A 25,738-nucleotide genomic window follows, 5' to 3' on the forward strand; every position below is an offset into this window, starting at 1 on the left:
AGGTTGGAAAAAACTGTGATGTGCGTGACTTTAGAAACCTTTTATGACGGCCTCGTGACAAGTTGATGTGCGGGTTGTGACATGGGCTGGCAGCCGGCGAATCCTGTCACCAGCGCAGCGTCCAGTCGGTGGGAGTCTTGTGCTGCACCGTCGCCTGGCTCAAGGCCGTGTCATCCAGACTGATCTGGCGGTACACCAGTTGGGCCTGGGGTTCGATCTGCCAGCGGCTGTCGATGCCGAAGGGCTGGCCTATTTCCAGCGACGCGAGCCGGACAGCCCCCTGACACCCGTATCGCCCTTGAGCTGGCCCAGATAGAAACCGGCATGAACGTTCTTGCCGGCATACAGATCAGCCCGGCCTGGAAGCCCGTCAGATGACCGCTGCTTTGCGGGTTCACGCTGCCCTGCTCGCGGATGCCGGGGTCGGTGCGCAGCACGCGCCCCCAGGCCCGGCGCTCGTTGCCGGCGCCGCCGGGCGCATCAGTCAGGCGCTGGTGCATGTCGCCCCGCATGCCCACATGCGCATCGTGGTGTTTGCGCTGGCCACGGCCGCCGCGCCGCTGAGCCGCAGGCGGTCGCCGGCATGGTCGTTGGTCGCCATCGCCAATTCACCGCCCTGACCCAGGCCGGTGACGGTGAGCACGCTGGCGGGAGTTGCCGACGGCGCGCTCAATTGCACCGCACCGGCATTGTTCGACCCGGCGATGGTTTGATCAAGGCCCGCGAGGTTCAAGGCGGCGTCCGCTGCAACGCTGTGGCCCGAGGCCGCGCTGAAAGTGGGGGTCGCGCCGGCCTGCCGCGTACCCTGTCCCGACACAATTTCGGCGCCCGCCCTATTTCTGTTGCATCCCTTTCATGTATTTGCCACATTCCGGGTGTACGCTCCTGCTCCACGAGGTGGTGCGTGCTGCATCAGCTCTTTTTGTCTTCCACGTCCTGCGTTTCGTGACCGGTCCTGCCCATGCCCCACGCCCAATTGTTTGCCGCCATTGATCTCGGATCCAACAGCTTCCGGCTCGAGATCGGTCACTTTTCCCACCACCACTTCCAGCGCGTGGAGTACCTCAAGGAAACCGTGCGCCAGGGCGGCGGCCTCGATGCCGACCGCTATCTGTCGGAAGAAGCCATGCAACGCGGCTGGGACTGCCTTGCGCGTTTCGGCGAACGCCTGGCCGGGTTTCCCGCAGGCCATGTGCGCGCGGTCGCGACGCAGACGCTGCGTGAAGCGCGCAACCGCGAGGCCTTTGTGCAGCGCGGCTCCGAATTGCTGGGCTACCCGATTGAAATCATTGCGGGCGAAGAGGAAGCCCGGTTGATCTACCGCGGCGTGAGCAGCCTGCTGCCGGCGTCCGACGAGCGCCGTCTGGTCATCGACATCGGCGGTCGCTCGACCGAGCTGGTGCTGGGCCGGCACCAGGAAGCGCAGCAGGCGCTGTCGCTGCGCCTGGGCAGCGTGGCCTGGTCGCAGCGCTACTTCCCCGACGGCGAACTCAGCCGTGCGGCGTTCTCGCTCGCGGCCGTCGCCGCGCGCGCGGTGCTCGACGAAGCGCTCGACATCATCCATGGCGGCGACTGGGACGTCGTCTACGCGTCTTCTGGCACGGCCGCGGCCATTGGCGACATCCTGGCCGCGAACGGCCGCACGCCGGGCATCATCGACGCCGAAGGGCTTGAATGGCTGCACGACAGCCTGGTGCGCGCCCAGACCACCGACCAGATACGGCTTGCAGGCCTCAAGGAAGAGCGGCGCGCGGTGATTGCCGGCGGCGTGAGCATCATGCAGGCGCTGTTCGACCTGCTGCAGCTGCGCTCGCTGCGCGTGGCCGAAGGCGCGCTGCGCCAGGGCGTGCTGCATACCCTGGTCGAGCAGGACCCGCTGTGCACCGACCTGCGCACGGCCGCCGTGCAGGGCCTGATGCAGAAGTATTCCGTTGATGCCGATCAGGCCCAGCGCGTGGCCAGCGTCGCGCGCAACCTGCTCGAGCAACTGGCGCCCGAAACCCCGGCGGAGCACCACGAGCCGCTGCGCCATGCGGCCCTGCTGCACGAGATCGGCAGCCATATCGCGCACAGCAACTACCACCGCCACGGCGCCTATGTGCTGCAGAACACAACGGCTGCGGGCTTCACCCAGGCCGAGCGCGACCTGCTGGCCCAACTGGTCTGCGGCCAGCGCGGCAAGCTGCGCAAGCTCGAGCCCGAAATGCTCACCGAGCCGCAGCATGTCTATCCACTGCTGGCCTTGCGCCTGGCCGTGCTGCTGTGCCATGCGCGCCGCCCGCCCGAACTCGCGAGCCTGCAGATCGAAGCCGTGGGTCCGCGCTTCAAGCTCAGCGCCAGCAGCGACTGGTCGCAGACCTATCCGCAATCGGCATTTCTGCTGGAAGAAGAGCAGCAGGCCTGGCTCAAGACCCACTGGCAGCTGGATTTGAATCTGGGCTGAGGCATAGCGGCGCGCGCATCGCTCGATGCCGCGCCGGCCCAAGAAAAAACCCCCTGAGTGGCTTTGCCGCTCAGGGGGTTTTCACATTCATCAAATCAATCCGGCTGCACCAGCATCGGCGGTCCGTAGCGCAGCATCAGCGCGTTCTGCGCGCCGTTGCCGTCGAAAGGCCGCGGCGAGCGCGTGTAGGTGCCGTCGGGGTTGAGCGTCCAGGCATCGCGGTCGTCGTGCAGATAGGCCACAAGGCACTCGTCGACGATCTGCTGGCGCAGCACCGGATCGCGCACCGGCCAGGCCAGCTCGATGCGCCGCATCATGTTGCGGTTCATCCAGTCGGCGCTCGACAGGAACAGGTCTTCCTTGTCGCCCTGGCGGAAATAGAACACCCGGGTGTGCTCGAGGAAGCGGCCTATCACCGAGCGCACGCGGATGTTGTCCGTGAGCCCCGGGCGCTGCGGCGCGAGCATGCAGGCGCCGCGCACGATCAGATCGATCTTCACGCCCTTCTTCCCCGCCGCGATCAATGCGTGGATCAGCGCTTCGTCGGTCAGCGCATTCATCTTCGCGACGATGCGTGCGGGCTGGCCCTTGGCCGCGGCCTCGCCCGTCTGGGTGATGAACGCAATCATGCTGTCGTGCAGATGGAAAGGCGCCATGATCAGGCGCTGCAGCTGCGGCAGGCGGTTGTGGCTGGCGAGGTGGTTGAACACTTCGTCCATGTCGGCCGTGACGGTCGGGTCCGACGTCATGTAGCCCATGTCGGTGTAGAGCCGGGCGCTGCGCATGTTGTAGTTGCCGGTCGAGAGATGGCCGTAGCGGCGCAGTCCCCGGCCTTCGCGCCGCGTGATCAGCATCATCTTGGCATGGGTCTTGAGACCGACCACGCCATAGACCACCTGGGCGCCGACGCGCTCCAGCGCTTCGGCCCAGTTGATGTTGGCTTCCTCGTCGAAACGCGCCTTGAGCTCGACCACGGCCATGACTTCCTTGCCGCGGCGCACGGCCTCGGCCAGCAAATCCATCAGTTCCGAGTCGGAGCCGGTGCGATAAATGGTCTGCTTGATCACCAGCACGTTGGGATCGTTCACGGCCTCGCGCAGCAGCGCGAGCACGCCTTCGAAGCTTTCGAACGGCTGGTGGATGAGCACATCGCGCTGGCGCAGCTGGGCCATCACCGACACATTGCGCTGCAGCTGGCGCGGCCACACGGGCTGCCATGGCGGGAACAGCAGCGAGGCATCGTTGACCAGGTCGACCAGCTGCCCCAGGCGCACCAGATTGACCGGGCCGGGAACGCGAAACAGCGCCTGCGGCGGCAGATGGAACTGCGCGAGCAGCAGATCGGCCAGAAACGGCGAGCAGCCCGACGAGACTTCCAGGCGCACGGCCTGGCCGTAATGGCGGTGGTGCAGACCCTGGCGCAAGGCCATGCGCAGGTTGCCGACATCTTCCTCGTCCACGGCCAGCTCGGAATGGCGGGTCGCACGAAACTGCGAGAACTCGACGACTTCACGCCCCGGGAACAGCTCCTTGAGGTGGGCGCGCACGACGCTCGACAAGCTCACGAACAGGCGCTGCTTGCCCGCGACCTTGGCCGGCATGCGGATCAGCCGCGGCAAAGCCCGAGGCACCTTCACGATCGCGACTTCATTGGTGCGACCGAAGGCATCCGGCCCCTTGAGCCGGACGATGAAATTCAGCGCCTTGTTCGCCACCTGGGGAAACGGATGGGCGGGATCGAGGCCCAGCGGAATCAGCAGTGGGCGCACATCGGACAGGAAATATTCGCGCACCCAGCGACGCTGGTTGTTCGAGCGCTCGCCATGCGAGACGATGCGAATGCCATGGCGTTCGAACGCCGGCACCAGGGCCTTGTTGTAGAGCTCGTACTGGCGCGCCACGAGGTCGTGGGCCTGCTCCATCAGCGCCTTGAAGGAGGCGGTGGTGTAGGTGCCCTGGCCATCGCCGCTGAGCTCGGCCGTGATGTGCGGCGCGGCCCGGACCTCGAAGAATTCATCGAGGTTGGACGACACGATGCACAGGTAGCGCAAACGCTCGAGCAGCGGGACGTCGGAGCGCACTGCCCAGTCGAGCACACGGTCGTTGAACGCCAGAATGCAATGGTCGCGATCGAGCAGCACACTCGCGGGCGTGGCGTCCACGGCGGGTACCGGCTCCGGCGCGGCGACGGCTACTGGGTCGACAACGGGATCGGCAACGGCCGGCACAGCTTCCTCGGTGCCTGAAGTCGGCGCGATGCCCGCATTGTCACCATCTGCAGGTGACGTCAGGTCGGGCATGTCGGCGTCCAAAGGGGCTGCGCGCTCCGAATGGGTAGAGGTCAGAGTGGTCACAAACAATCCTACAACGTGCGAAAGACGCGGCGCCGCTGAGTATTGACCGCATTTGTGTCAGCACGATGACAGTGACATTCTCCCATCGCGCAACGTATCTTGCGCCTGCGGCTGGCATGGGTGGCGGACGCCGCGCGGCGAAGGTGCTAAGCTGCGCGCTTTTTCGACCTCGCCACGCCTTCCATGCAAAACGCCAGCCTGCTTGCCGCCATCGACATCGGCTCCAACAGCTGCCTGCTGGAACTAGGACATTTCACCGGCGATCGCCTCGTGTCACAAACCTGTCGCAAGGAAACCATTCGCCTGGGCGGGTCGTTGGATGCCCAGGGCCAGCTCAGCGCCGAAGCCATGGAGCGTGGCTGGGCCTGCCTGCAGCGTTTCGCGCCGCTGATCGCCGATCTGCCGCCCGAACGCGTGCGCGCCGTGGCGACGCAGACCCTGCGCGAAGCGACCAACCGGGCGCAGTTTCTCGCCCGCGGCAGCGCCATTCTGGGCGTGCCGATCGAAGTCATAGGCGGCGAAGAGGAAGCCCGACTGATCTACCAGGGGGTGGCGCGGCTGCTGCCGCCCTCGTCCCGCAAACGCCTGGTGATCGACATCGGCGGGCGCTCGACCGAGCTGTGCCTGGGCCAGGGATTCGAGGCGCGGATCACGCGCTCGGTGGAGATCGGCAGCGTGGCCTGGTCGCTGCGACATTTCGCCGACGGCGGCCTGCGGCCCGAACAATTCGCCGCCGCCAAGGCCAGCGCGCAGGCCATGCTGCAGCCGCAGGCCGATGCCTTTGCCGCACCTCACTGGGAGCAGGCCTATGGCGCCTCAGGCACGGCCGGCGCGATCAGCCGGGTGCTGGCGGCCCAGGCCGGCACTCCGGGCCTCATCACCCGCCAGGGGCTCGATTGGCTGCAGGCCCGGTTGCAGCAGGATGGCCACAGCAGCGCCGTGCATCTGGCGGGTCTGCGTGAAGAATTGCGCCCGGTGATCGGCGGCGGCGTGAGCGTGATGCAGGCCGTGTTCCAGCTTTTCGGTATCGATGAGATGCGCGTCACCCAGGGTTCGCTGCGCCACGGACTGCTGTACAGCCTGCGGCCGGCGGCGCCGGATGTGCGGTGATCGATGGGCCGCGATGGCGATGTATGCACGAAGAGCATCAGCCCCACAAGCCGGGTGATCCCGCAGAGAAGGTAAAGAAGTATCAAATGCTACACTTCATTAACATCCATTGCCCAGTGGAGCGCCAGCATTTGCCGCACCGGGCCCACCCCATTCGCTAGAGCGCTCCAAGTGCCGTCCTCCAATACCGTCTCTCTCGACGCAATTGAGCGCATCATGCGCGAGCAGCACACCCTTCTGGCCAGCGCCGGCGTGGGCATTGCCTTCATGCACAGGCAGGAAATCGTGCGCTGCAACGAACGTTGCGCCGAAATTTTCGGCCACTCCGGCGCCGACGACATGCTGGGACGCCACGGAGCGTCGTTTCATCCCGACACCCGAACGTTTTATCGCCTGGGCAAGCTCGCCCGGGTGCGCATGTCCAAGGGGCTGACTTTCCGCACCGAATGCCAGCTGCGCCGCCACAACGGCGCGCTTTTCTGGGGCGGCGTCACCGGCCGGCTGATCAATCCCACGCGGCCCGAAGAAGGCTCTATCTGGACGCTCAACGACATCGACGAGCAGCGCCAGGCCCAGACCATGCTCAATACCGCGCTGCGCGAAAAGCAGCTGCTGTTCGACCATGCGAGCGTGGGCATCATCTTCATGCGCCGCGGCCACCTGACGCGCTGCAACGGCCATTTCGAGACCATGCTGGGCTATGGACCGGGCGAACTGATAGGCACCAGTGCGCACAACTGGTTTGCCAGCACCGCCGAATGGGAGCGCCTGGAGGAAAGTTTCACGCGCCAGCTGACCGTGGGCCTGAGCTTCGAAGGCGAGATGATGCTGTGCAAGAAGGATGGCGGCACGGTCATCTGCGAAGTGCGCTGCAAGCTCATCGATGCCAACGACCCCAGCCAGGGCACGATCTGGATCACGGTCGACATCACCGAACGCACCCAGGCCCAGGCGGCGCTCGCCAAGGTGCACGAACAGCTCGAGCAGCAGGTGCGCGACCGCACGCGCGAACTCAGCGCCACGGTCGAAGACCTGCACCGCGAAATGGCCGACCGCAAGCGCGACCAGGACCGCATCTATTGGCTCGCGCACTACGATCCACTGACCGGCCTGCCCAACCGCACGCTGCTGGCCGACCGCAGCACGCAGGCCATTCAACTGGCGCGCGACAACGACACGCCGCTGGCCGCGATCTTTCTCGACCTGGACCACTTCAAGCATGTGAACGACTCGCTGGGCCATCGCGTGGGCGATACCTTGCTGGTGCAGATCGCCAAGCGCCTGCGCTCGGTGGTGCGCGAAAAGGACACGGTCTCGCGCATAGGCGGTGACGAATTCGTGCTGCTGCTGCCGGGCGCCAACGCGCATGGCGCGGCGCGCGTCGCCGACAAGCTGCTCGAAGCCTCGCGCCAGCCCTACCAGATCGACCACCATGAACTGACCATGGCGCCGTCCATGGGCATCGCGCTGTACCCGCAGGACGGCATGGATTTCGACACGCTCACGCAGTCGGCCGATGTCGCGATGTACCACGCCAAGCTCGACGGTCGCAATACATTCCGCTTCTTCACGCCCGAAATGCGCGCCCAGTCGCTGCGCGCGCTGCAACTGGAGAACGCACTGCGCCGCGCGCTGGAGCGCGAAGAGCTGCAGCTGCACTACCAACCCCAGGTGCGCATACGCACGGGCCGCGTGCACAGCGTGGAAGCCCTGCTGCGCTGGAACCACCCCAAGCTCGGCCCGATCTCGCCGTCGGAGTTCATTCCCGTGGCCGAGGACACGGGCCAGATCCTGCAGATCGGCGAATGGGTGCTGCGCAATGCGGTCAAACAGCTCAAAGCCTGGCGCGAAGCCGGGCTGACGGATCTCAAGGTCGCGGTCAACCTGTCGGCCATCCAGTTCCACCAGCCGCAACTGCCCGATCTGGTCAGCCAGATCCTGCACGCGGCTGCCGTTCCGCCGGATGCGCTGGAGCTCGAATTGACTGAAGGCGTGGCCGTCGACGACCCGCGCGCCGCGACCGCGACCATGGACCAGCTGCGCTCGCGCGGCGTGCGCCTGTCGATAGACGATTTCGGCACCGGCTACTCGTCACTGAGCCAGCTCAAGCGCTTCCAGATCTACAAGCTCAAGATCGACCAGTCGTTCGTGCAGGATCTGGACCATGACGGCAACGATCGCGCCATCGTCAGCGCCATCATCCGCATGGCCCAGGCACTGGGCATGCAGACCACGGCCGAAGGCGTGGAGACCGAGGCCCAGCTGCAGTTCCTGCGCGACATGGGCTGCGACGAAGCCCAGGGCTACTATTTCAGCCGGCCTCTGCCGCCGGGCGAAGACCTGCTGCAATTCTTGCGCAGCCGCCAGGCACCGGTGTTCGCCAAACCCCAGGTCCTGCCGCTCTGAGCGGCTGGCGCGCGCGCCGGCCGACACCCGTTCGGCAACGGGCGCAGTTTATCCAGCGCGGGCCGCGTCGGCCAGCTGTTGGGCGCAGCGGCTGGCCTGCTGCTGATCACGCGCTTCGACCATGACCCGCAGCAGCGGCTCGGTGCCGCTGGGGCGTATCAGCACGCGGCCGGTATCGCCCAGCTCGGCCTGCACGGCGAGCAGCGTCTGGTCGAGCAGCTGGTTGTTCTTCCAGTCCTGGCTCGGAGCCAGGCGCACGTTGATCAGCACCTGGGGATACAGAGGAACGGCTTGCAGCCATTGCGCCAGCGTCCTGCCGCTGCGCACGCAGGCCTGCAGCACCTGCAAGGCGCTGATGAGACCGTCGCCCGTGGAATGGCAATCAAGCGCCAGCAGGTGGCCCGAGCCTTCGCCGCCCAGCAGCCAGCCATTGCGCGCGAGCTCTTCCAACACATAGCGGTCACCGACCTTGGCGCGCACGAAACCCACGCCCTGGGCCTTGAGCGCCGACTCCACCGCAAGGTTGGTCATCAGCGTGCCGACCACGCCAGGCACGGTCTCGCCGCGCGCGAGGCGATCGGCGGCCAGCAGATACAGCAGCTCATCGCCGTTGAACAGCCGGCCCTTGGCGTCCACGACCAGCAGGCGGTCGGCGTCGCCGTCGAGCGCAATGCCGTAATTGGCGCCATTGGCACGCACGGCGCGCACCATCGCTTCGGGATGGGTTGCACCCACGCCGTCGTTGATGTTCAGGCCGTCGGGCGCGCAGCCCATGGCGATCACTTCGGCGCCGAGTTCATGGAACACCTTGGGCGCGATCTGGTAGGCCGCGCCGTGGGCCGCATCGACCACGATCTTCAAGCCCTTGAGCGTGAGGTCGGAAGCGAACGTGCTCTTGCAGAACTCGATGTAGCGGCCTGCCGCATCTTCCAGGCGCCGGGTCTTGCCCAGCGCTGCGGAGTCGGCCCACACGGGCTCTTCCTTCAATGCGCGCTCGACGTCCTCTTCCCAGCTGTCGGGCAGCTTGCTGCCCTGGGCGCTGAAGAACTTGATGCCGTTATCGGCGAAAGGATTGTGGCTGGCGCTGATCACCACGCCCAGGCTCGCGCGCTGGGTGCGCGTGAGATAGGCCACGCCCGGCGTGGGCAAGGGTCCGAGCAGCACCACATCGACGCCCGCGGAGTTGAACCCCGACTCGAGCGCGCTTTCCAGCATGTAGCCCGAAATCCGCGTGTCCTTGCCGATCAGCACCGTCGGGCGCTCCTGCGTGCGGCGCAGCACGCGCCCTACCGCGTGCGCGAGGCGCAGCACGAAATCCGGAGTGATGGGAGTGCGACCGACAGTGCCTCGAATGCCATCGGTGCCGAAATATTCACGAGCCATTACGAACCTTCTTGTCTCTCAATTGAATTAAAGCCGGGGGTCAGCCAGCCCAGGCAGCATTGTCGTTCATCGCCTGCCAGACCCTGAGCGCCATCACGGTGTCACGTACATCATGTACGCGCACAATGCGCGCGCCGCGCTCCACCGACAGCAGCGCCGCGGCGACGCTGGGAACCATGCGCTCGTCGACGGGCAGACCCGTGACCTGGCCCAGCGAACCTTTGCGCGACCAGCCCGCCAGCAGCGGGTAGCCCAGTGCGGCCAGCTCGGGCTCGCGCGCGAGCAGCGCGAAGTTCTGCGCCACGGTCTTGCCGAAACCCGTACCCGCGTCGAGCACGATGCGCGCGCGCGCCACGCCCTGCGCTTCCAAAGCCTGCGCTGCGGCCGCGAGGAAGTCGCGCACCTGGACCACGGCGTCGCCCTGCATGTGCTCACGGTGCATGCTCTGCGGCACGCTGTGCATGTGCATCAGGCACACGCCGCATTGCGCATGCCCGGAAACCACGGCGGCCGCGCCCGGCTGGCGCAGCGCCCATATGTCGTTGATGATGTCAGCGCCCAGATCGAGCACGGCCTGCATCACTTCAGGTTTGTAGGTGTCCACCGAGATCGGCACGCCCAGCTTCACGGCTTCGCGCACCAGCGGCAGCACGCGCGCGAGCTCGTCCTCCAGCCCTACGGCCGGACTGCCCGGGCGCGTGGATTCACCGCCGATGTCGAGCATGTCGGCGCCGTCCTTGAGCAGCTGCTCGCAGTGCGCAAGCGCGGGCGCGAGGCTGTAGTGCGCCCCGCCGTCCGAGAAGGAATCGGGCGTCACGTTGACGATGCCCATCACCTGCGGACGCTCGAGGTCCAACAGGAAGCGGCTGGTCTGCCATTGCTGCATGGTCACTGTTCCGAATTCAAAAAGTCATTACCCAATAGAAAGCGGGGCCCGTAGGCCCCGCTGTCGTGCTGTTGCTACCCGAGGCGTCAGGCGGCGTTGGGCGCCGCAGGTGCCGCCGGTGCCGCATCTGCGCCAGGCGCAGCCGCTGCATCCGCCTTCACGGCAGGTGTACCGCCGCTGGCATCGTCGCCGCCCGACGGAGGAATGCGTGGCGTCCAGTCCTTGGGCGGACGTGGTGCACGGCCGGCCATGATGTCGTCGAGTTGATCGGCATCGATGGTTTCCCATTCGAGCATGGCCTTGGCCATGGCGTGCATCTTGTCGCTGTTGTCTTCGATCAGCTTGCGTGCGAGGTGGTACTGCTCATCGATGATGCGGCGCACTTCCTCGTCGACCTTCTGCATGGTCTGTTCGCTGACGTTGTTGGTCTTGGTCACCGAGCGGCCCAGGAACACTTCGCCTTCGTTTTCCGCATAGACCATGGGGCCCAGCGCTTCGGTCATGCCGTAGCGCGTGACCATGTCGCGCGCGATCTGCGTCGCACGCTCGAAGTCGTTGCTCGCGCCCGTGGTCATCTGGTGCATGAACACTTCTTCGGCAATACGGCCACCAAAAAGCATCGCGATCTGGTTGAGCATGAACTCCTTGTCGAAGGAGTAGCGATCCTTCTCGGGCAAGCTCATGGTCACGCCCAGCGCACGGCCGCGCGGAATGATCGTGACCTTGTGCACGGGATCGCACTTGGGCAGCAGCTTGCCGATCAGGGCATGGCCGGCTTCGTGGTAGGCCGTGTTGCGGCGCTCTTCCTCGGGCATGACCATGGACTTGCGCTCGGGGCCCATGATGATCTTGTCCTTGGCCTTCTCGAAGTCCTGCATTTCAACGGTGCGCGCATTGCGGCGCGCGGCCATCAGCGCGGCTTCGTTGCACAGGTTGGCCAGATCGGCACCCGACATGCCGGGCGTGCCGCGGGCGATGATGCCGGGGTTCACGTCCTGGCTCACGGGAATCTTGCGCATGTGCACGTTGAGGATCTGCTCGCGGCCACGGATGTCGGGCAGCGTCACATAGACCTGGCGGTCGAAGCGACCGGGACGCAGCAGCGCCGCATCGAGAATGTCGGGGCGGTTGGTGGCAGCCACCACGATCACGCCCATGTTGGTCTCGAAGCCGTCCATCTCGACCAGCATCTGGTTCAGAGTCTGTTCGCGCTCGTCATTGCCGCCGCCCACGCCCGCGCCACGCTGGCGACCGACCGCGTCGATTTCATCGATGAAGATGATGCAGGGAGCGTTCTTCTTGGCGTTGTCGAACATGTCGCGCACGCGGGCCGCGCCCACGCCGACGAACATTTCAACGAAGTCGGAACCCGAGATGCTGAAGAACGGCACCTTGGCTTCGCCGGCGATCGACTTGGCCAGCAGGGTCTTGCCGGTACCCGGAGGGCCGACCAGCAGCAGACCGCGCGGAATGCGGCCGCCGAGCTTCTGGAACTTGCTCGGGTCCTTCAGGAAGTCGACGACTTCCTTGACTTCTTCCTTGGCTTCGTCGCAACCGGCGACATCGGCGAACGTCACGGTGTTGTTGTTCTCGTCGAGCATGCGCGCCTTGCTCTTGCCGAAGCTGAATGCGCCGCCCTTGCCGCCGCCTTGCATCTGACGCATGAAGTACACCCACACGCCGATCAACAGCAGCATGGGGCCCCAGCTCACAAGCAGCGACATCAGGAGTGAACCTTCTTCGCGTGGCTTGACGTCGAACTTGACGTTATTGGCGATCAGGTCGCCCACCAGACCGCGGTCCAGGTAGGTGGCCGTCGTGCGCAGCTTGGAGCCGTCCGCCGCGACAGCGACGATCTCGGTGCCGCCCTGTCCTTCCTGGATGGTCGCACTCTTGATGCGGTTGTTGCGAACTTCTTCCAGAAATTCGGAATAGCCGATGTGACCGGACGCAGCGCTGGTACGGGTGTCAAATTGTTTGAACACCGTAAACAGCACCATGGCGATGACCAGCCACACGGCAATTTTTGAAAACCACTGATTGTTCAAGCGGGGCTCCAGATGGAATGCAGAGAAAGAGTCACGAAATCTTCATGGCTTATTTGGGGACCATTTTAGGTGCTTCAAGGCGATGCACCCTTAATTCCCTTGATGTCGCGCAGACGCGCAGGGCATTCGAGGGTATTCCCTGGGCAAATGCGGGGCTGCGAGACTGCGCGGATCGGGCATTGCGCCTACTTCAGACCCATGCCGACCAGAAAGGTTTCCGACGACTTGACACGCGAGGACTTGGGCTTGATCGGCTTGACGGTCTTGAACGTCTGCTTGAACAGCTCCACCAGCTCGCTGTAGCCGCTGCCGTGGAACAGCTTCACCACCAGCGCGCCCTCGGGCTTCATGTGCTGCTTGGTGAAATCGACGGCCAACTCGACCAGCAACGCGATGCGCGCGGCGTCGGTCGCGTCATTACCCGACAAATTTGGTGCCATATCGGACACCACCACATTGACCTTCTTGCCTTCGAGCAAGGCCTCGAGTTCGGCCAGCACCGACTCCTCGCGGAAATCGCCCTGAAGGAAGTGCACGCCCTCGATGGGCTCCATGTGCAGCAGGTCCAGGCCGATGATGCGGCCGTTGAGCTCGCCCACCGCCGCGCCCTTGGGCGACAGCTTGCGGCGTACGTACTGGCTCCAGGCCCCGGGCGTGCAGCCCAGATCGACCACGAAATCGCCGGGACGGATCAGCCCCAGCTGCTCGTCGATCTCCTTGAGCTTGTAGGCCGCACGGGCGCGAAAGCCCTCAATTTTGGCGAGCTTGACATAGGTATCGTTGACATGGTCGTTGAGCCATGCCTTATTGACCTTCTTGCTTTTGGTCTTGGTTTTCATACTGATTACGTCCTGCCTAGATAATACGGGCCATGCCCCAAATTCAATTGACTCCCGCCGAGCGCCGGGAACACCGCGCCAACGCCCACCATCTCGACCCCGTGGTCATGATCGGTGGCGACGGCCTCACGCCCGCCGTGCAAAAAGAGATCGACGCGGCGCTCAATGCGCACGGTCTGATCAAGGTCCGCGTCTTCAATGACGATCGCGCCGCACGCGACCAGGTCTATCAACAACTCGCCGAAGAACTCAGCGCCGCACCGATCCAGCACATCGGCAAGCTGCTGGTGCTGTGGCGCCCGATTCCCGAAAAGGAAAAGACCGTCGATGAGGACCGCATGGCCGGCCCGCGCGACGTCAAGGTGCTCAAGTTCAGCTCGCGCGGCGGCCAGCGCCCCGAAGTCAAGCAACTGCGCGTGCTGGGCAACCAGCGCCTGACCGCAGGCGGCATGGTCAAACGCGCCAAAGTGAAGCAAAAGTCTGTCAAAAAACGCCAACAAGGCGACTAAAGTCTTGTTGTTGCGCTGCCCATGAACGCCATTTCGAATATTCCAGCGCGCGAGCGCCATGTCATCTGCATGAAGTGGGGCACGAAATACGGCCCTGAATACGTCAACCGGCTCTACGCCATGGTGCGGCGCAATCTGCAAGGTGATTTTCGCTTTATCTGCCTGACCGATGACAGCAAGGGGATTCGCGCCGAGGTCGAGTGCCTGCCGATTCCCTCGCTGGACCTGCCTGCAGGCCTGCCCGAGCGCGGCTGGACCAAGCTCGCCACCTTCACGCCCGACCTCCATGGTCTGCGCGGCACGGCGCTGTTTCTCGACGTGGACGTGGTCGTCACCGGCCCGCTCGACGAGTTCTTCACGCAGCCGGGCGAGTTCCTGATCATCCACGACTACAAGCGCCCTTGGCGAATCACGGGCAATTCGTCCGTGTACCGCTGGGAGCTGGGTGCGCACCCCGACGTGCTCGCGTACTTCCGCAGCCACTTCGAGGAAATCCGCAAGCAGTTCCGCAACGAGCAGGCCTATCTGTCCGACTTCCTGCACCGCCAGGGCAAGCTGCAGTACTGGCCCAGCGAATGGTGCCCGAGCTTCAAGTACCACGGCATTCCGGCCTGGCCGACGAACTACTGGAAAGCGCCATTCGTGCCCGCAGGCGCGCGCGTGGTGATTTTCCATGGCGAATGCAATCCGCCCGACGCCCTGGCCGGCCGGCGCAACCGGCGCTTTCGGTACATCTTGCCCGCGACCTGGGTTGCCGACTACTGGCACGAGGGATTCTTGCGGGCGCCCTGCGCCCTGGCAGACAAAAAAGGCGGTTCCTTGGAACCGCCTTTTTTTTGTGCCGACGCGCCGGCGCGTCGCCGCCTTCAGCGCTGTGCGCAGGTACGCCATAAGACCCGCAAGGCGCAAAGCCATTGCACCGCATACATCAGCGTGCCGACGCTGTGCCACAGCTTCAGATCCTGCCTGGCCACGATGCGCGGCGAGACGCCGAACTGCACCAGCAGTGCCAGCAGCATGCCGACGATCACCCAGACCAGCACATCGCGCGCCCAGGGCTCTTCGGCCTCGGCGTGGCGGCGCTTGGCCAGCACCAGCAGCAAGGCGGTGCAGGCCACCGACACCCAGGTCTGGGCCGTGAACAGCGTGGCCGCCATGCGCCCCGCCATCGACGGCGAAGGCAGATGGGCGAACAGCAGCGGCACGACGATGAAGCCGACGACGCTCAGCCCGCCCCACCACAGCGCGGCGGCAAGCGCCGGCAGGCGCTCGGCGAGCTGGGAAGCGAATTTCGCCATCGCCTGGCTCAGAGGTAGCGCACCGCCACCACTTCGTAGCGGCGCAGGCCGCCCGGGGCCTGGACTTCGGCGGTGTCGCCCTCTTCCTTGCCGATCAGCGCGCGCGCGATCGGGCTGGAGATGTTGATCAGGCCTTGCTTCAGATCGGCTTCGTCCTCGCCCACGATCTGGTAAGTCACGCTGTCGCCGGTCTTCTCGTCTTCGAGGTCGACGGTGGCGCCGAACACCACGCGGCCGCCCGCGTCAACGGCGGTGGGGTCGATGATCTGCGCGGCCGAGAGCTTGCCTTCGACTTCGAGGATGCGGCCTTCGATGAAGCCCTGGCGGTCCTTGGCGGCTTCGTATTCGGCGTTTTCGCTCAGGTCGCCCTGGGCGCGCGCTTCGGCGATCGCCTGGATCACGCTGGGGCGCTCCACGGTCTTCAGACGGTGCAGCTCGGTCTTGAGTTTTTCCGCACCGCGCTTGGTAATAGGGATGGTGTTCATTGTTGAATCTCCACGTTCAGCATGTTCCGCGCCGGGCGCGGCAATTCATAAAAAAACCAGCGGATGCCCGGGACACGGGGCTGCGTTGCCTGGGAGCGATCGCTGCCCCCAAAAGCAAACCGCCGCACGTTGCCGCGCGGCGGTTTCTGGTCATGGGGTCATTATGCCGCGATTGGCGCGGCATTCACCCGGTATAACCCGGCCTGGCGTTCAAGCCTGGGCCAGTTGGGCATGCAGCTCCTGGACGGAATAGACCTCCAGGTTGTTCATGCTCTTCATGCCTTCCACGGCCGCTTCGGCGCCGAAGATGGTGGTGAAGGTGGTCACGCGTGCCAGCAGCGAGCTGGTACGGATGGCGCGCGAGTCGGCGATCGCATTGCGGCGCTCTTCGACGGTGTTGATCACCATGGCGATGTCGCCCATCTTGATCATGTCGACGATGTGCGGACGGCCTTCGGTGACCTTGTTGACCACTTGCACCGCGATGCCGGCTTCGGCGATCGCCGCGGCCGTGCCCTTGGTCGCCACCAGCTCGAAGCCCATGGCGGCCAGTTCACGCGCGATGTTCACGGCGCGCGCCTTGTCGTTGTTCTTCACGGTGAGGAACACACGGCCCGACTGGGGCAGCAGCGTGCCCGCGCCCAGCTGGCTCTTGACGAAGGCTTCGCCGAAGGTCTTTCCCACGCCCATGACTTCGCCGGTCGACTTCATTTCGGGGCCGAGGATGGTGTCCACGCCGGGGAACTTGACGAACGGGAACACGGCTTCCTTGACGCTGAAGTAAGGCGGAGTCACTTCCTTGGTGATGCCCTGCGACGCCAGCGTCTGGCCGACCATGCAGCGTGCGGCGACCTTGGCCAGCTGGATGCCCGTGGCCTTGGAAACGAAAGGCACGGTACGCGAGGCGCGCGGATTGACTTCAAGCACGTAGATCACGTCCTTGCCGTCACGCTCCTGGATCGCGAACTGCACGTTCATCAGGCCCACCACGTTCAGGCCTTCGGCCATGGCCGCGGTCTGGCGCTTGATTTCCTCGATCGTGTCCTTGGCCAGGTAGTAAGGCGGCAGCGAACAGGCGGAGTCGCCCGAGTGCACGCCGGCCTGCTCGATGTGTTCCATCACGCCGCCGATGAAGACCTTGCCTTCGACGTCGCGAATGCAGTCGACATCGCATTCGATGGCGTTCGACAGGAAGTGGTCCAGCAGCACGGGCGAGTCATGGCTGACCTTCACGGCTTCGCGCATGTAGCGCTCGAGGTCGCGCTGCTCGTGCACGATTTCCATCGCGCGGCCGCCCAGCACGTAGCTGGGACGCACGACCAGCGGGTAACCCAGCGTGGCAGCCTTTTCAAGCGCTTCGGCATCGGTGCGCGCGGTGGCGTTCGGCGGCTGGCGCAGGCCCAGCGTGTGCAGCATCTGCTGGAAACGCTCGCGGTCTTCGGCCGCGTCGATCATGTCGGGGGTGGTGCCGATGATGGGCACGCCGGCTTCCTCGAGGCCCAGGGCGAGCTTCAAGGGCGTCTGGCCGCCGTACTGCACGATCACGCCAGCGGGCTTCTCGACAGCGACGATCTCGAGCACGTCTTCGAGCGTCAGCGACTCGAAGTACAGGCGGTCCGAAGTGTCGTAGTCGGTGGACACGGTTTCGGGGTTGCAGTTGACCATGATGGTTTCATAGCCGTCTTCGCGCATGGCGAGCGCGGCATGCACGCAGCAGTAGTCGAACTCGATGCCCTGGCCGATGCGGTTGGGACCGCCGCCGAGCACCATGATCTTCTTCTTGTCGGTGGGCGCGGCTTCGCACTCTTCGTCATACGTCGAGTACATGTAGGCCGTGTCGGTGGCGAACTCGCCGGCGCAGGTGTCGACGCGCTTGTACACCGGACGGATGTTGTGCGCGTGGCGCGCGGCGCGCACCACATGTTCCGTGGTGTGCAGCAGCTTGGCCAGGCGGCGGTCGGAGAAGCCCTTTTGCTTGAGCGTGCGCAGCGTGGCGGCGTCGATCGCGGCCAGCGCGCCTTCGCCCTTGGCGGCGTAGACTTCGTCGAGTTCGAGTTCGATCTTCACGATCTGCTCGATCTGCACCAGGAACCAGCGGTCGATCTTGGTCAGGTTGAACACTTCGTCGACCGACAGGCCCATGGCGAAGGCATCGCCCACGTACCAGATGCGGTCGGGACCGGGTTCGCCCAGTTCCTTTTCCAGGGTCTCGCGGTCCTGGGTCTTCTCGTTCATGCCGTCGACGCCGACTTCGAGGCCGCGCAGCGCCTTCTGGAACGATTCCTGGAAGGTACGGCCTATGGCCATGACTTCACCGACCGACTTCATCTGCGTCGTCAGGCGGTTGTCTGCCGTGGGGAACTTCTCGAACGCGAAACGCGGTATCTTCGTGACCACGTAGTCGATCGAAGGCTCGAACGACGCGGGCGTAGCGCCGCCCGTGATGTCGTTCTTCAGTTCGTCGAGCGTATAGCCCACGGCCAGCTTGGCCGCGACCTTGGCGATGGGGAAGCCCGTGGCCTTGGAGGCGAGCGCCGACGAACGCGACACGCGCGGGTTCATTTCGATGACGATCATGCGGCCGTCGGCGGGGTTCACCGAGAACTGCACGTTCGAGCCCCCGGTGTCGACACCGATTTCACGCAGCACTGCCAGCGAGGCATTGCGCATGATCTGGTATTCCTTGTCGGTCAGCGTCTGTGCGGGCGCGACGGTGATCGAGTCGCCGGTGTGCACGCCCATCGGGTCCAGATTCTCGATCGAGCAGATGATGATGCAGTTGTCCGCCTTGTCGCGCACCACTTCCATCTCGTACTCTTTCCAGCCGAGCAGCGATTCTTCGATCAGCAGCTCGTTGGTCGGCGAAGCTTCGAGGCCGCGCTTGCAGATGGTCTCGAATTCTTCGGGGTTGTAGGCGATGCCGCCACCCGTGCCGCCCAGCGTGAAGCTGGGGCGGATCACGGTGGGGAAGCCCATCTGCTTTTGCACGACCCAGGCTTCGTCCATCGTGTGGGCGATGCCCGAGCGCGCGGAGCCCAGACCGATCTTGGTCATGGCGTCCTTGAACTTCAGGCGGTCTTCGGCCTTGTCGATGGCTTCGGGCGTGGCGCCGATCAGCTCGACCTTGTACTTGTCGAGCACGCCGTTGCGCCACAGGTCGAGCGCGCAGTTCAGCGCGGTCTGGCCACCCATGGTAGGCAGGATGGCGTCGGGACGCTCCTTGGCGATGATCTTCTCGACCGTCTGCCAGGTGATGGGCTCGATGTAGGTGACGTCGGCCGTGGCCGGGTCGGTCATGATCGTCGCGGGGTTGCTGTTGATCAGGATGACCTTGTAACCCTCTTCACGCAGCGCCTTGCAGGCTTGCACGCCGGAGTAGTCGAACTCGCAGGCCTGGCCGATGACGATGGGGCCGGCGCCGATGATCAGAATGCTTTTGAGGTCTGTGCGCTTTGGCATTATTTATTCTCCTGGGCCTTGGCCATCAATGCCGTGAAGCGGTCAAACATGTACGCGATGTCGTGCGGGCCGGGCGACGCTTCGGGGTGACCCTGGAAGCAGAACGCGGGCTTGTCGGTGCGCTCCAGGCCTTGCAGCGTGCCGTCGAACAGGCTCACGTGCGTGGGGCGCAGGTTGGCCGGCAGCGATTCCATTTCGACCGCGAAGCCGTGGTTCTGGCTGGTGATGCTCACGCGGCCGGTGTCGAGGTCCTTGACCGGGTGGTTCGCGCCATGGTGGCTGTTGGCCATCTTGAACGTGGTCGCGCCCGAAGCCAGGGCCATGATCTGGTGGCCCAGGCAAATGCCGAACGTGGGCACGCCGGCCTCGATCAGCTCCTTGGTCGCCTGGATGGCGTAGTCGCAAGGCTGTGGATCGCCAGGGCCGTTCGACAGGAACACGCCATCGGGATGGAGTGCCAGCACGTCGGCGGCCGAAGTCTGGGCCGGCACCACCGTGAGCTTGCAGCCGCGTTCGGCGAGCATGCGCAGGATGTTGAGCTTGACACCGAAGTCATAGGCAACGACGTGGAAGCGCGGCGCGGTCTGCTGACCATAGCCCTGTCCCAGTTGCCATTCGGTCTGGTCCCAGGTGTAGGTCTTGGTCGTGGACACCACCTTGGCGAGGTCCAGGCCCTTCATCGACGGCGCGGCCTTGGCGGCTGCCAGTGCGGCGGCGATGCGCTCGGGCGTCACGCTTTCGCCTTCGGCCAGGCCGACGATCGCACCGTTTTGCGCACCCTTGTCGCGCAGCAGGCGCGTGAGCTTGCGGGTATCGATGTTGGCGATGGCGACGGTGTTCTCGCGCACCAGGTACTGGGGCAAGGTGTGGGTCAAGCGAAAGTTGCTTGCCAGCAGCGGCAGATCCTTGATGATCAAACCTGCGGCGTGGACTTTTTCAGCCTCGATGTCCTCGGCGTTGACACCATAGTTGCCAATATGCGGATACGTGAGGGTCACGATCTGCTGGCAATAGCTTGGGTCGGTGAGGATTTCTTGGTAGCCGGTGATCGCGGTGTTGAACACCACTTCGCCGACGGTGGTGCCGACTGCACCGATCGAGTTGCCGATAAAGACCGTGCCGTCTGCGAGCGCCAGGATGGCTGGGGGGAAGGATCCCTTGAGAGACAAAAGCACTGGGTTCTCCGGTTCTAATTACGGTTACGCCCAGCGAGCCTAGACGTGAGTCTGGCTATAGCTTGTGTTGCGGGGGAAGGCTCGAAGCGGCGCTAGGCGTAGATGTGGAATGCTTGAAAGCCGCCCATTATAGCCGTGTGCCATGACAGGCCCGTGGCCGGGCCGGGGATTACCCGAGAGCGCAGGAGACCTATAGGCGCCCGTTGCGCGCGTTTGCAATGCGCCTTGCCAACGTCCGTTACGTCTTTAAAACGAATAACTAATGGCCGTTCGCCCTGAGCTTGTCGAAGGGCGTCTCCATCCTCGGCCAGCGCGCCCATTCATCCTTCGACGCGGCCGGCGAGGCAAGCTCAGGACGAACGGGATTTTTAGGCCTTGCCTGGCTCTGTTTCCTTCAAACGCATTGCAAGGCTTCGCCTCGCTTACCCCGCTCAGGGCGAACGGGGAAAACCGTTCGTGGTGAGCCTGCCTGGGCGGACCCGTCGAACCATGAACGGCCTGCCCTACAGTCCCGCGCCTAGCCGGCCGCGCCTAGCCGGCCGCGCCTAGCCGGCCGCGCTCAGCGCACTCGCATGCAGACAGATCGCGGCTGCGGCCGCCACATTGAGCGACTCCTCGCCGCCGGGCTGGCCAATGCGCACCTGCAGCGCCGCGCGCGCTTCGACGGCAGGGCCCACGCCCTGCCCTTCATGGCCCATGGCCCAGGCGCAAGGCCAGGGAAGTTCTGTGTGCTGGATCAGCTTGCCCTGGTGCGAGCTGGTGACGATCAGCGGCACCTGCAGCGCGTCCAGCGCTTCGACATCGACAGACTCGACCAGATGCAGGCCGAAATGCGCGCCCATGCCCGCGCGCAAGACTTTCTGGCTCCACAGCGCGGCCGTGCCCTTGAGCGCGACCACCTGCAGGAAACCGAAAGCCGCGGCGCTGCGCAGGATGGAACCCACATTGCCCGCGTCCTGCACGCGGTCCAGCACCACGGTCGCCAGGCCCGGCTGGGGCGTCTGGCCCGGCAGCCATTCGAGCAGATAGCCCATGCGCGCCGGCGACTCGAGGCCGCTGATGTCGGCGAACAGCGCATCGGCCAGCACCACCACCTTGTCGGCGGCCTGCACCCATTCGGCGGGCGCCTGCGGCCAGAACGATTCGGCGAACACCGCGACCTTGGGGCGCAGACCACGCGCCAGCGCAGCGCGGCACAGATGGTCGCCTTCGAGCCAGACCTGGCCCTGCTTGCGGTAGGCCGTGCTGTCGTGGGAGAGCTTGCGCAGCTCCTTGACGAAGGCGTTGTCACGCGAATGGATGGGGGTCACAGGTGAAGTCATGGCCGTTCAGAAAAATGAGGGCGCCAGCACCTGGGCCACGGGAGAAAAGGAACGACGGTGCTCGGGACAGGCGCCATGCGCCTGCAACGCCGTCAGATGGGCGGGCGTGCCATAGCCCTTGTGGCCCGCAAAGCCGTACGCGGGATATTGCGCGTCCAGGCGCTCGCACCAGCGGTCGCGGTGCACCTTGGCGAGAATCGACGCCGCGGAAATCGCCTTGACCAGCGCATCGCCCTTGACGATGGCTTCGGCGTGCATGTCGAGAACCGGAATGCGGTTGCCGTCGACCAGCACGAGCACCGGCTTGAGGCGCAGCCCCATGACGGCGCGGCGCATGGCCAGCATGGTCGCCTGCAGGATATTGAGTTCGTCGATTTCCTGCACGCTGGCTTCGGCAATGGAGCAGCACAGCGCCTTCGCGCGGATTTCGTCGAACAGCGCTTCGCGGCGCGCGGCCGTGAGCTTCTTGGAATCGGCCAGGCCCGCGATCGGGTTCAGGTCATCGAGAATCACGGCGGCCGCCACCACGGGGCCGGCCAGAGGACCACGCCCCGCCTCATCCACCCCAGCTACCAGGCCGGGCGGATGCCACGGCAAGCAGACCTGTTCAAGTGGAAGAGACAACTTTCTGGATTGCATCAGCGGCCAATCTGGCGGTATCGCGCCGCAGCAGATGGTGCAGCGCTGTGAAGCGCTGCTCTAGCGCTTCAATGGTTGGAGAAGAATCAGCGCGCGCGCGCAGCCAGCGCAACACCTCGGCCGCGAGGGCTTCGGGCGTGGCCGCGTCCTGCAGCAACTCCGGCACGACGAACTCGCCGCACAGGATATTGGGCAGGCCGACCCAGGGCTGGAGCTGCTTGCGGCGCATCAGCCGCCAGCTCAGCGACTGCATGCGGTAGCCGATCACCATCGGGCGCTTGAACAGCGCCGCTTCGAGGGTGGCCGTGCCGCTGGCAATCAGCGTGCAGTCGCAGGCCGCGAGCGCATCGTGCGACTGACCCGACAGAATGCGGATCCGCGCCTCGACGCCGGCGGCGCGCGCCGCCTGGCGCACAGTGTCGATCAGCGAAGGCACGGCCGGAACGATGATTTCCACCGCCGGAAAAGCCTTGCTGACCAGGGCTGCGGCCGCGAAGAACGCGGGCGCGATATAACGAATTTCGGATGTCCGGCTGCCGGGCAACACGGCCAGCACCAGCGCATCGGGCGCCAGGCCCAGTCGCTGGCGCGCGGCCAGGCGGTCGGGCTCTAGCGGAATCACGCTGGCCAGCGGGTGACCGACATAGGTCGCCGCAATGCCATGGCCGGCGAGCAGCTCGGGCTCGAACGGAAAAATGCACAGCACATGGTCGGCCGCACGGCGGATCTTCTCCACGCGGTTGGCACGCCAGGCCCAGATCGACGGGCAGACGAAATGCACGGTCTTCACGCCCTTGGCGCGCAGATCGGCTTCGAGCCCGAGGTTGAAATCGGGCGCATCGACGCCGACGAACACGCTGGGCGGATCGGCGAGCAGACGATCGCGCAGTTGCCGGCGAATGCGCAGCAGCTCGGCCAGGCGCCGGAAGACTTCCCAGTTGTAGCCATGCACGGCCAGGCGCTGGCTGTCCCACCAGGCGTCGAAACCGCGCGCCTGCATGTGCGGGCCGCCAATGCCCGCGCTTTGCAGCGCCGGCCACTGGGTCTTGAGACCGTCGAGAATCAGGCCGGCCAGCAGGTCGCCCGAAGTCTCGCCGGCCACCATCGCCACACGCGCTGCAGTCATTGGAAGCTCCCGTTCAGCGCGCGAGACCGCGCTTGGAGCCCGCGATGAACGCGCTCAACGCGGCTATATCGACAGCGGCTTCGGGATATTGCGCCGGCAGCTCGGCAATCGCCTGGCGTGCGGCTTCCAGCGTCAGTCCCTGGCGGTACAGCAGCTTGTGCATCTGCTTGACCGCGGCCAGGCGCTGCGGTGTGAAGCCGCGGCGGCGCAGGCCTTCGAGGTTGAAGCCGCGCACCGACAGCGGATTGCCGTCGACCAGCATGAACGGCGGAACGTCCTGCGAGATATGGCTGGCAAAGCCGGCCATTACATGCGCGCCGATCTGGGTGAACTGGTGCACACCCGTCAGCCCGCCGAGAATCGCATGGTCGCCGACCTTCACATGGCCGGCCAGCGTGGCGTTGTTCGCCAGCACCGTGTGATCGCCCACGACGCAGTCGTGCGCGATGTGCACATAGGCCATGATCCAGTTGTCGTTGCCGATCTGCGTCAGCCCTTCGTCCTGGACGGTGCCGGTGTTGAACGTGCAGAACTCGCGGATGGTGTTGCGATCGCCGATGACCAGACGGGTAGGCTCGTTCGCATACTTCTTGTCCTGCGGCTGCGCGCCCAGCGAGGCGAACTGGAAGATCTGGTTGTCCGCGCCTATGGTCGTATGGCCTTCGATGACGCAATGCGCGCCCACGGTGGTGCCGGCCCCAATGCGCACATGGGGGCCGATGACCGCATAGGGACCCACGGTCACCGATGCGTCAAGCTGGGCTGCCGGATCAACCAGCGCGGTGGAGTGAATGCGGCTCACGACCAATCCAGCGCTTTCAGCCCACGGCCCGCATGGTGCACATCAGGTCGGCTTCGCAGGCCACCTCGTCACCGACGCGGGCCACGCCCTTGAACTTCCAGATGCCGCCGCGCACGCGATCGATGGTGATCTCGAGCACCAGCTGATCACCGGGCTCGACCGGGCGCTTGAAGCGCGCGGCATCGATGCCGACGAAGTAGTAGATGTTGTTTTCGTCCGGCACCTTGCCCATGGCGTCGAACGCCAGCAGGCCCGCGGCCTGGGCCAATGCTTCGAGCATCAGCACGCCGGGCATCACGGGACGGCCAGGGAAATGACCCTGGAAATAAGGCTCGTTGAACGTGACGTTCTTGATCGCCTTGATACGTTGGTTGCTCTCGAGCTCGAGTACCTTGTCCACCAGCAGAAACGGGTAGCGGTGAGGCAGTTGCTTGAGAATTGCGTGGATATCCATCATTGCGTTCCGATCTTGCTGCCCTGCGGCTGCTGTTGCTCAAGCGCCTTGATGCGCTCGCGCAAGCTATGCAGCTGCTTCAAAGTGGCAGCATTTTTTTCCCATTTGTTGTTTTCATCGACAGGAAACATTCCTGTATAGACGCCAGGCTTGTTCAAAGAACGCGTCACCACAGTCGCCGCCGAAATATGTACATTTTCGGCCAACTGCAAATGCCCGAGAACGATCGCGCCGCCGCCGACGGTGCAATGCGCACCGATCCGCGCGCTGCCCGCCACGCCCACGCACCCGGCCATGGCGACATGCTGTCCGACATGGACGTTGTGTCCGATCTGGACGAGATTATCCAGCTTCACGCCGTTTTCAATCACAGTGTCATCAAGTGCGCCGCGATCCACGCAGGTATTGGCACCAATTTCCACATCATCACCGATGCGCACCGCACCGAGCTGCTCGATTTTGACCCAGGTTCCACGCTCGGGCGCGAAGCCGAAGCCGTCGGAACCCAGCACCACGCCCGCATGCAGCAGGCAACGCGCACCCACGATGCAGTTCTCACCCACCGTGACGCGCGACTTGAGCACCGTGCCCGCGCCTATGCGCGCACCGCGCTCGACCACGCACAGCGGGCCTATATAGGCCGTTGGATCGATCACCGCCTCCGGGTCGACCACCGCGCTCGCATGCACGCCGCTTTGCAGCGCGCGCTCGTGCAGGCGCTTCCACAGCTGGGTCGCGCGCGCGAAATAAACGTAGGGGTCGGGCGTGACTATGCACGCGCCGCGTTGCATTGCAGCTTCCCGCATGGCGGGCGCCACAATGACACAGGCCGCCTTGGAGGCGGCCAGTTGCTGCTGGTAGCGTGGATTGCTCAGGAAGCTCAGGTCTCCTGCGCCTGCGGAGTCCAGCGGAGCAATACGGAAAATCTCCGTATCGCTACCCGCCAGCTCCAGCGTGCCCCCCAGCGCACCCACAATTTGCCCGAGTATCAAGCTCACTG

The 25,738-nt window shown here is 64.9% G+C and carries 21 protein-coding genes and 1 pseudogene; 5 read left to right on the top strand and 17 right to left on the bottom strand.

All coding sequences use genetic code 11. From position 1 onward, the window contains the following. Positions 1–106: 106 nt before the first annotated feature. Together KHY18_RS00130 and KHY18_RS00135 are read right to left on the bottom strand one after the other, a co-directional pair. Positions 107–259 (bottom strand): autotransporter outer membrane beta-barrel domain-containing protein, encoded by a 153-nt coding sequence (locus KHY18_RS00130; RefSeq protein WP_213293285.1) that lies wholly within the window; start codon positions 257–259, stop codon positions 107–109. Positions 260–484: 225 nt separating this feature from the next. Next, positions 485–733, bottom strand: a complete 249-nt coding sequence (locus KHY18_RS00135) for a hypothetical protein (protein ID WP_213293180.1) — start codon at positions 731–733, stop codon at positions 485–487. Positions 734–961: 228 nt separating this feature from the next. On the opposite strand from KHY18_RS00135, the gene KHY18_RS00140 reads away from it, so the two are divergent. Continuing rightward, positions 962–2,443, top strand: coding sequence for a Ppx/GppA phosphatase family protein (locus KHY18_RS00140; protein WP_213293181.1), 1,482 nt, complete (start codon positions 962–964; stop codon positions 2,441–2,443). A gap of 95 nt (positions 2,444–2,538) precedes the next feature. Here KHY18_RS00140 and ppk1 read toward each other — a convergent pair whose 3' ends face one another. Next, entirely contained in the window at positions 2,539–4,743 is a 2,205-nt protein-coding gene (gene ppk1, locus KHY18_RS00145; RefSeq protein ID WP_213293286.1) for a polyphosphate kinase 1, read from the bottom strand. A gap of 237 nt (positions 4,744–4,980) precedes the next feature. Between ppk1 and KHY18_RS00150 the strand changes: the two genes are divergently transcribed. Together KHY18_RS00150 and KHY18_RS00155 are read left to right on the top strand one after the other, a co-directional pair. Continuing rightward, complete coding sequence (locus KHY18_RS00150) at positions 4,981–5,907, top strand: Ppx/GppA family phosphatase (protein ID WP_213293182.1); 927 nt, start codon at positions 4,981–4,983, stop codon at positions 5,905–5,907. 216 nt (positions 5,908–6,123) lie between these two features. Next, positions 6,124–8,313 (top strand): sensor domain-containing protein, encoded by a 2,190-nt coding sequence (locus KHY18_RS00155; RefSeq protein WP_213293183.1) that lies wholly within the window; start codon positions 6,124–6,126, stop codon positions 8,311–8,313. Positions 8,314–8,361: 48 nt separating this feature from the next. Here the strand turns inward: KHY18_RS00155 and glmM are convergent, their stop codons facing one another. The 4 genes from glmM to KHY18_RS00175 all read right to left on the bottom strand — a co-directional run bounded on the left by glmM (position 8,362) and on the right by KHY18_RS00175 (position 13,469). Then, positions 8,362–9,696: a phosphoglucosamine mutase gene (glmM, locus tag KHY18_RS00160; RefSeq protein ID WP_213293184.1), complete on the bottom strand. Its 1,335-nt coding sequence runs from the start codon at positions 9,694–9,696 to the stop codon at positions 8,362–8,364. A 40-nt stretch (positions 9,697–9,736) separates the two neighbouring features. Then, positions 9,737–10,582 (bottom strand): dihydropteroate synthase, encoded by an 846-nt coding sequence (gene folP / locus KHY18_RS00165; RefSeq protein ID WP_213293185.1) that lies wholly within the window; start codon positions 10,580–10,582, stop codon positions 9,737–9,739. Between the two features lie 86 nt (positions 10,583–10,668). Further along, the gene (ftsH, locus tag KHY18_RS00170; protein WP_213293186.1) at positions 10,669–12,630 is read right to left on the bottom strand and encodes an ATP-dependent zinc metalloprotease FtsH; all 1,962 of its coding nucleotides are present in this window, start codon (positions 12,628–12,630) and stop codon (positions 10,669–10,671) included. 185 nt (positions 12,631–12,815) lie between these two features. Beyond that, positions 12,816–13,469 carry an RlmE family RNA methyltransferase gene (locus tag KHY18_RS00175; protein WP_213293187.1) on the bottom strand — a complete coding sequence of 218 codons (654 nt, stop codon included), beginning with the start codon at positions 13,467–13,469 and terminating at the stop codon, positions 12,816–12,818. A gap of 32 nt (positions 13,470–13,501) precedes the next feature. Here KHY18_RS00175 and KHY18_RS00180 point away from each other — a divergent pair, with 32 nt between their 5' ends. Together KHY18_RS00180 and KHY18_RS00185 are read left to right on the top strand one after the other, a co-directional pair. Next, positions 13,502–13,978 (top strand): YhbY family RNA-binding protein, encoded by a 477-nt coding sequence (locus tag KHY18_RS00180; protein ID WP_213293188.1) that lies wholly within the window; start codon positions 13,502–13,504, stop codon positions 13,976–13,978. Between the two features lie 21 nt (positions 13,979–13,999). Beyond that, a pseudogene (locus KHY18_RS00185) lies at positions 14,000–14,749 on the top strand (glycosyltransferase); the annotation flags it as partial. 95 nt (positions 14,750–14,844) lie between these two features. Here the strand turns inward: KHY18_RS00185 and KHY18_RS00190 are convergent. The 10 genes from KHY18_RS00190 to lpxD form a co-directional block, all read right to left on the bottom strand. Further along, on the bottom strand, positions 14,845–15,276 hold the full coding sequence (locus KHY18_RS00190; RefSeq protein WP_213293287.1) for a DUF4149 domain-containing protein: 432 nt from the start codon (positions 15,274–15,276) through the stop codon (positions 14,845–14,847). Positions 15,277–15,284: 8 nt separating this feature from the next. After that, positions 15,285–15,761 carry a transcription elongation factor GreA gene (gene greA, locus KHY18_RS00195; protein ID WP_213293189.1) on the bottom strand — a complete coding sequence of 159 codons (477 nt, stop codon included), beginning with the start codon at positions 15,759–15,761 and terminating at the stop codon, positions 15,285–15,287. 210 nt (positions 15,762–15,971) lie between these two features. Further along, positions 15,972–19,220, bottom strand: a complete 3,249-nt coding sequence (gene carB / locus KHY18_RS00200) for a carbamoyl-phosphate synthase large subunit (RefSeq protein ID WP_213293190.1) — start codon at positions 19,218–19,220, stop codon at positions 15,972–15,974. Then, a complete protein-coding gene (gene carA / locus KHY18_RS00205; RefSeq protein WP_213293191.1) occupies positions 19,220–20,395 on the bottom strand; it encodes a glutamine-hydrolyzing carbamoyl-phosphate synthase small subunit in 1,176 nt (391 codons plus the stop codon). Before carA ends, carB begins: the two co-directional genes overlap by 1 nt. Before the next feature lie 545 nt (positions 20,396–20,940). Next, positions 20,941–21,717 carry a TrmH family RNA methyltransferase gene (locus tag KHY18_RS00210; protein ID WP_213293192.1) on the bottom strand — a complete coding sequence of 259 codons (777 nt, stop codon included), beginning with the start codon at positions 21,715–21,717 and terminating at the stop codon, positions 20,941–20,943. A 6-nt stretch (positions 21,718–21,723) separates the two neighbouring features. Next, positions 21,724–22,356, bottom strand: a complete 633-nt coding sequence (rnhB, locus tag KHY18_RS00215) for a ribonuclease HII (RefSeq protein ID WP_213293193.1) — start codon at positions 22,354–22,356, stop codon at positions 21,724–21,726. After that, positions 22,325–23,482 (bottom strand): lipid-A-disaccharide synthase, encoded by a 1,158-nt coding sequence (lpxB, locus tag KHY18_RS00220; RefSeq protein ID WP_249728811.1) that lies wholly within the window; start codon positions 23,480–23,482, stop codon positions 22,325–22,327. Before lpxB ends, rnhB begins: the two co-directional genes overlap by 32 nt. Positions 23,483–23,495: 13 nt before the next feature. Continuing rightward, positions 23,496–24,284 carry an acyl-ACP--UDP-N-acetylglucosamine O-acyltransferase gene (lpxA, locus tag KHY18_RS00225; protein ID WP_213293194.1) on the bottom strand — a complete coding sequence of 263 codons (789 nt, stop codon included), beginning with the start codon at positions 24,282–24,284 and terminating at the stop codon, positions 23,496–23,498. A gap of 16 nt (positions 24,285–24,300) precedes the next feature. Continuing rightward, on the bottom strand, positions 24,301–24,741 hold the full coding sequence (fabZ, locus tag KHY18_RS00230; protein WP_213293195.1) for a 3-hydroxyacyl-ACP dehydratase FabZ: 441 nt from the start codon (positions 24,739–24,741) through the stop codon (positions 24,301–24,303). Continuing rightward, positions 24,738–25,736: a UDP-3-O-(3-hydroxymyristoyl)glucosamine N-acyltransferase gene (lpxD, locus tag KHY18_RS00235; RefSeq protein ID WP_213293196.1), complete on the bottom strand. Its 999-nt coding sequence runs from the start codon at positions 25,734–25,736 to the stop codon at positions 24,738–24,740. Before lpxD ends, fabZ begins: the two co-directional genes overlap by 4 nt. Positions 25,737–25,738: the final 2 nt, after the last annotated feature.

The sequence above is a fragment of the Acidovorax sp. CCYZU-2555 genome, from assembly GCF_018413525.1.
Classification (GTDB): Bacteria; Pseudomonadota; Gammaproteobacteria; order Burkholderiales; family Burkholderiaceae_C; genus Comamonas.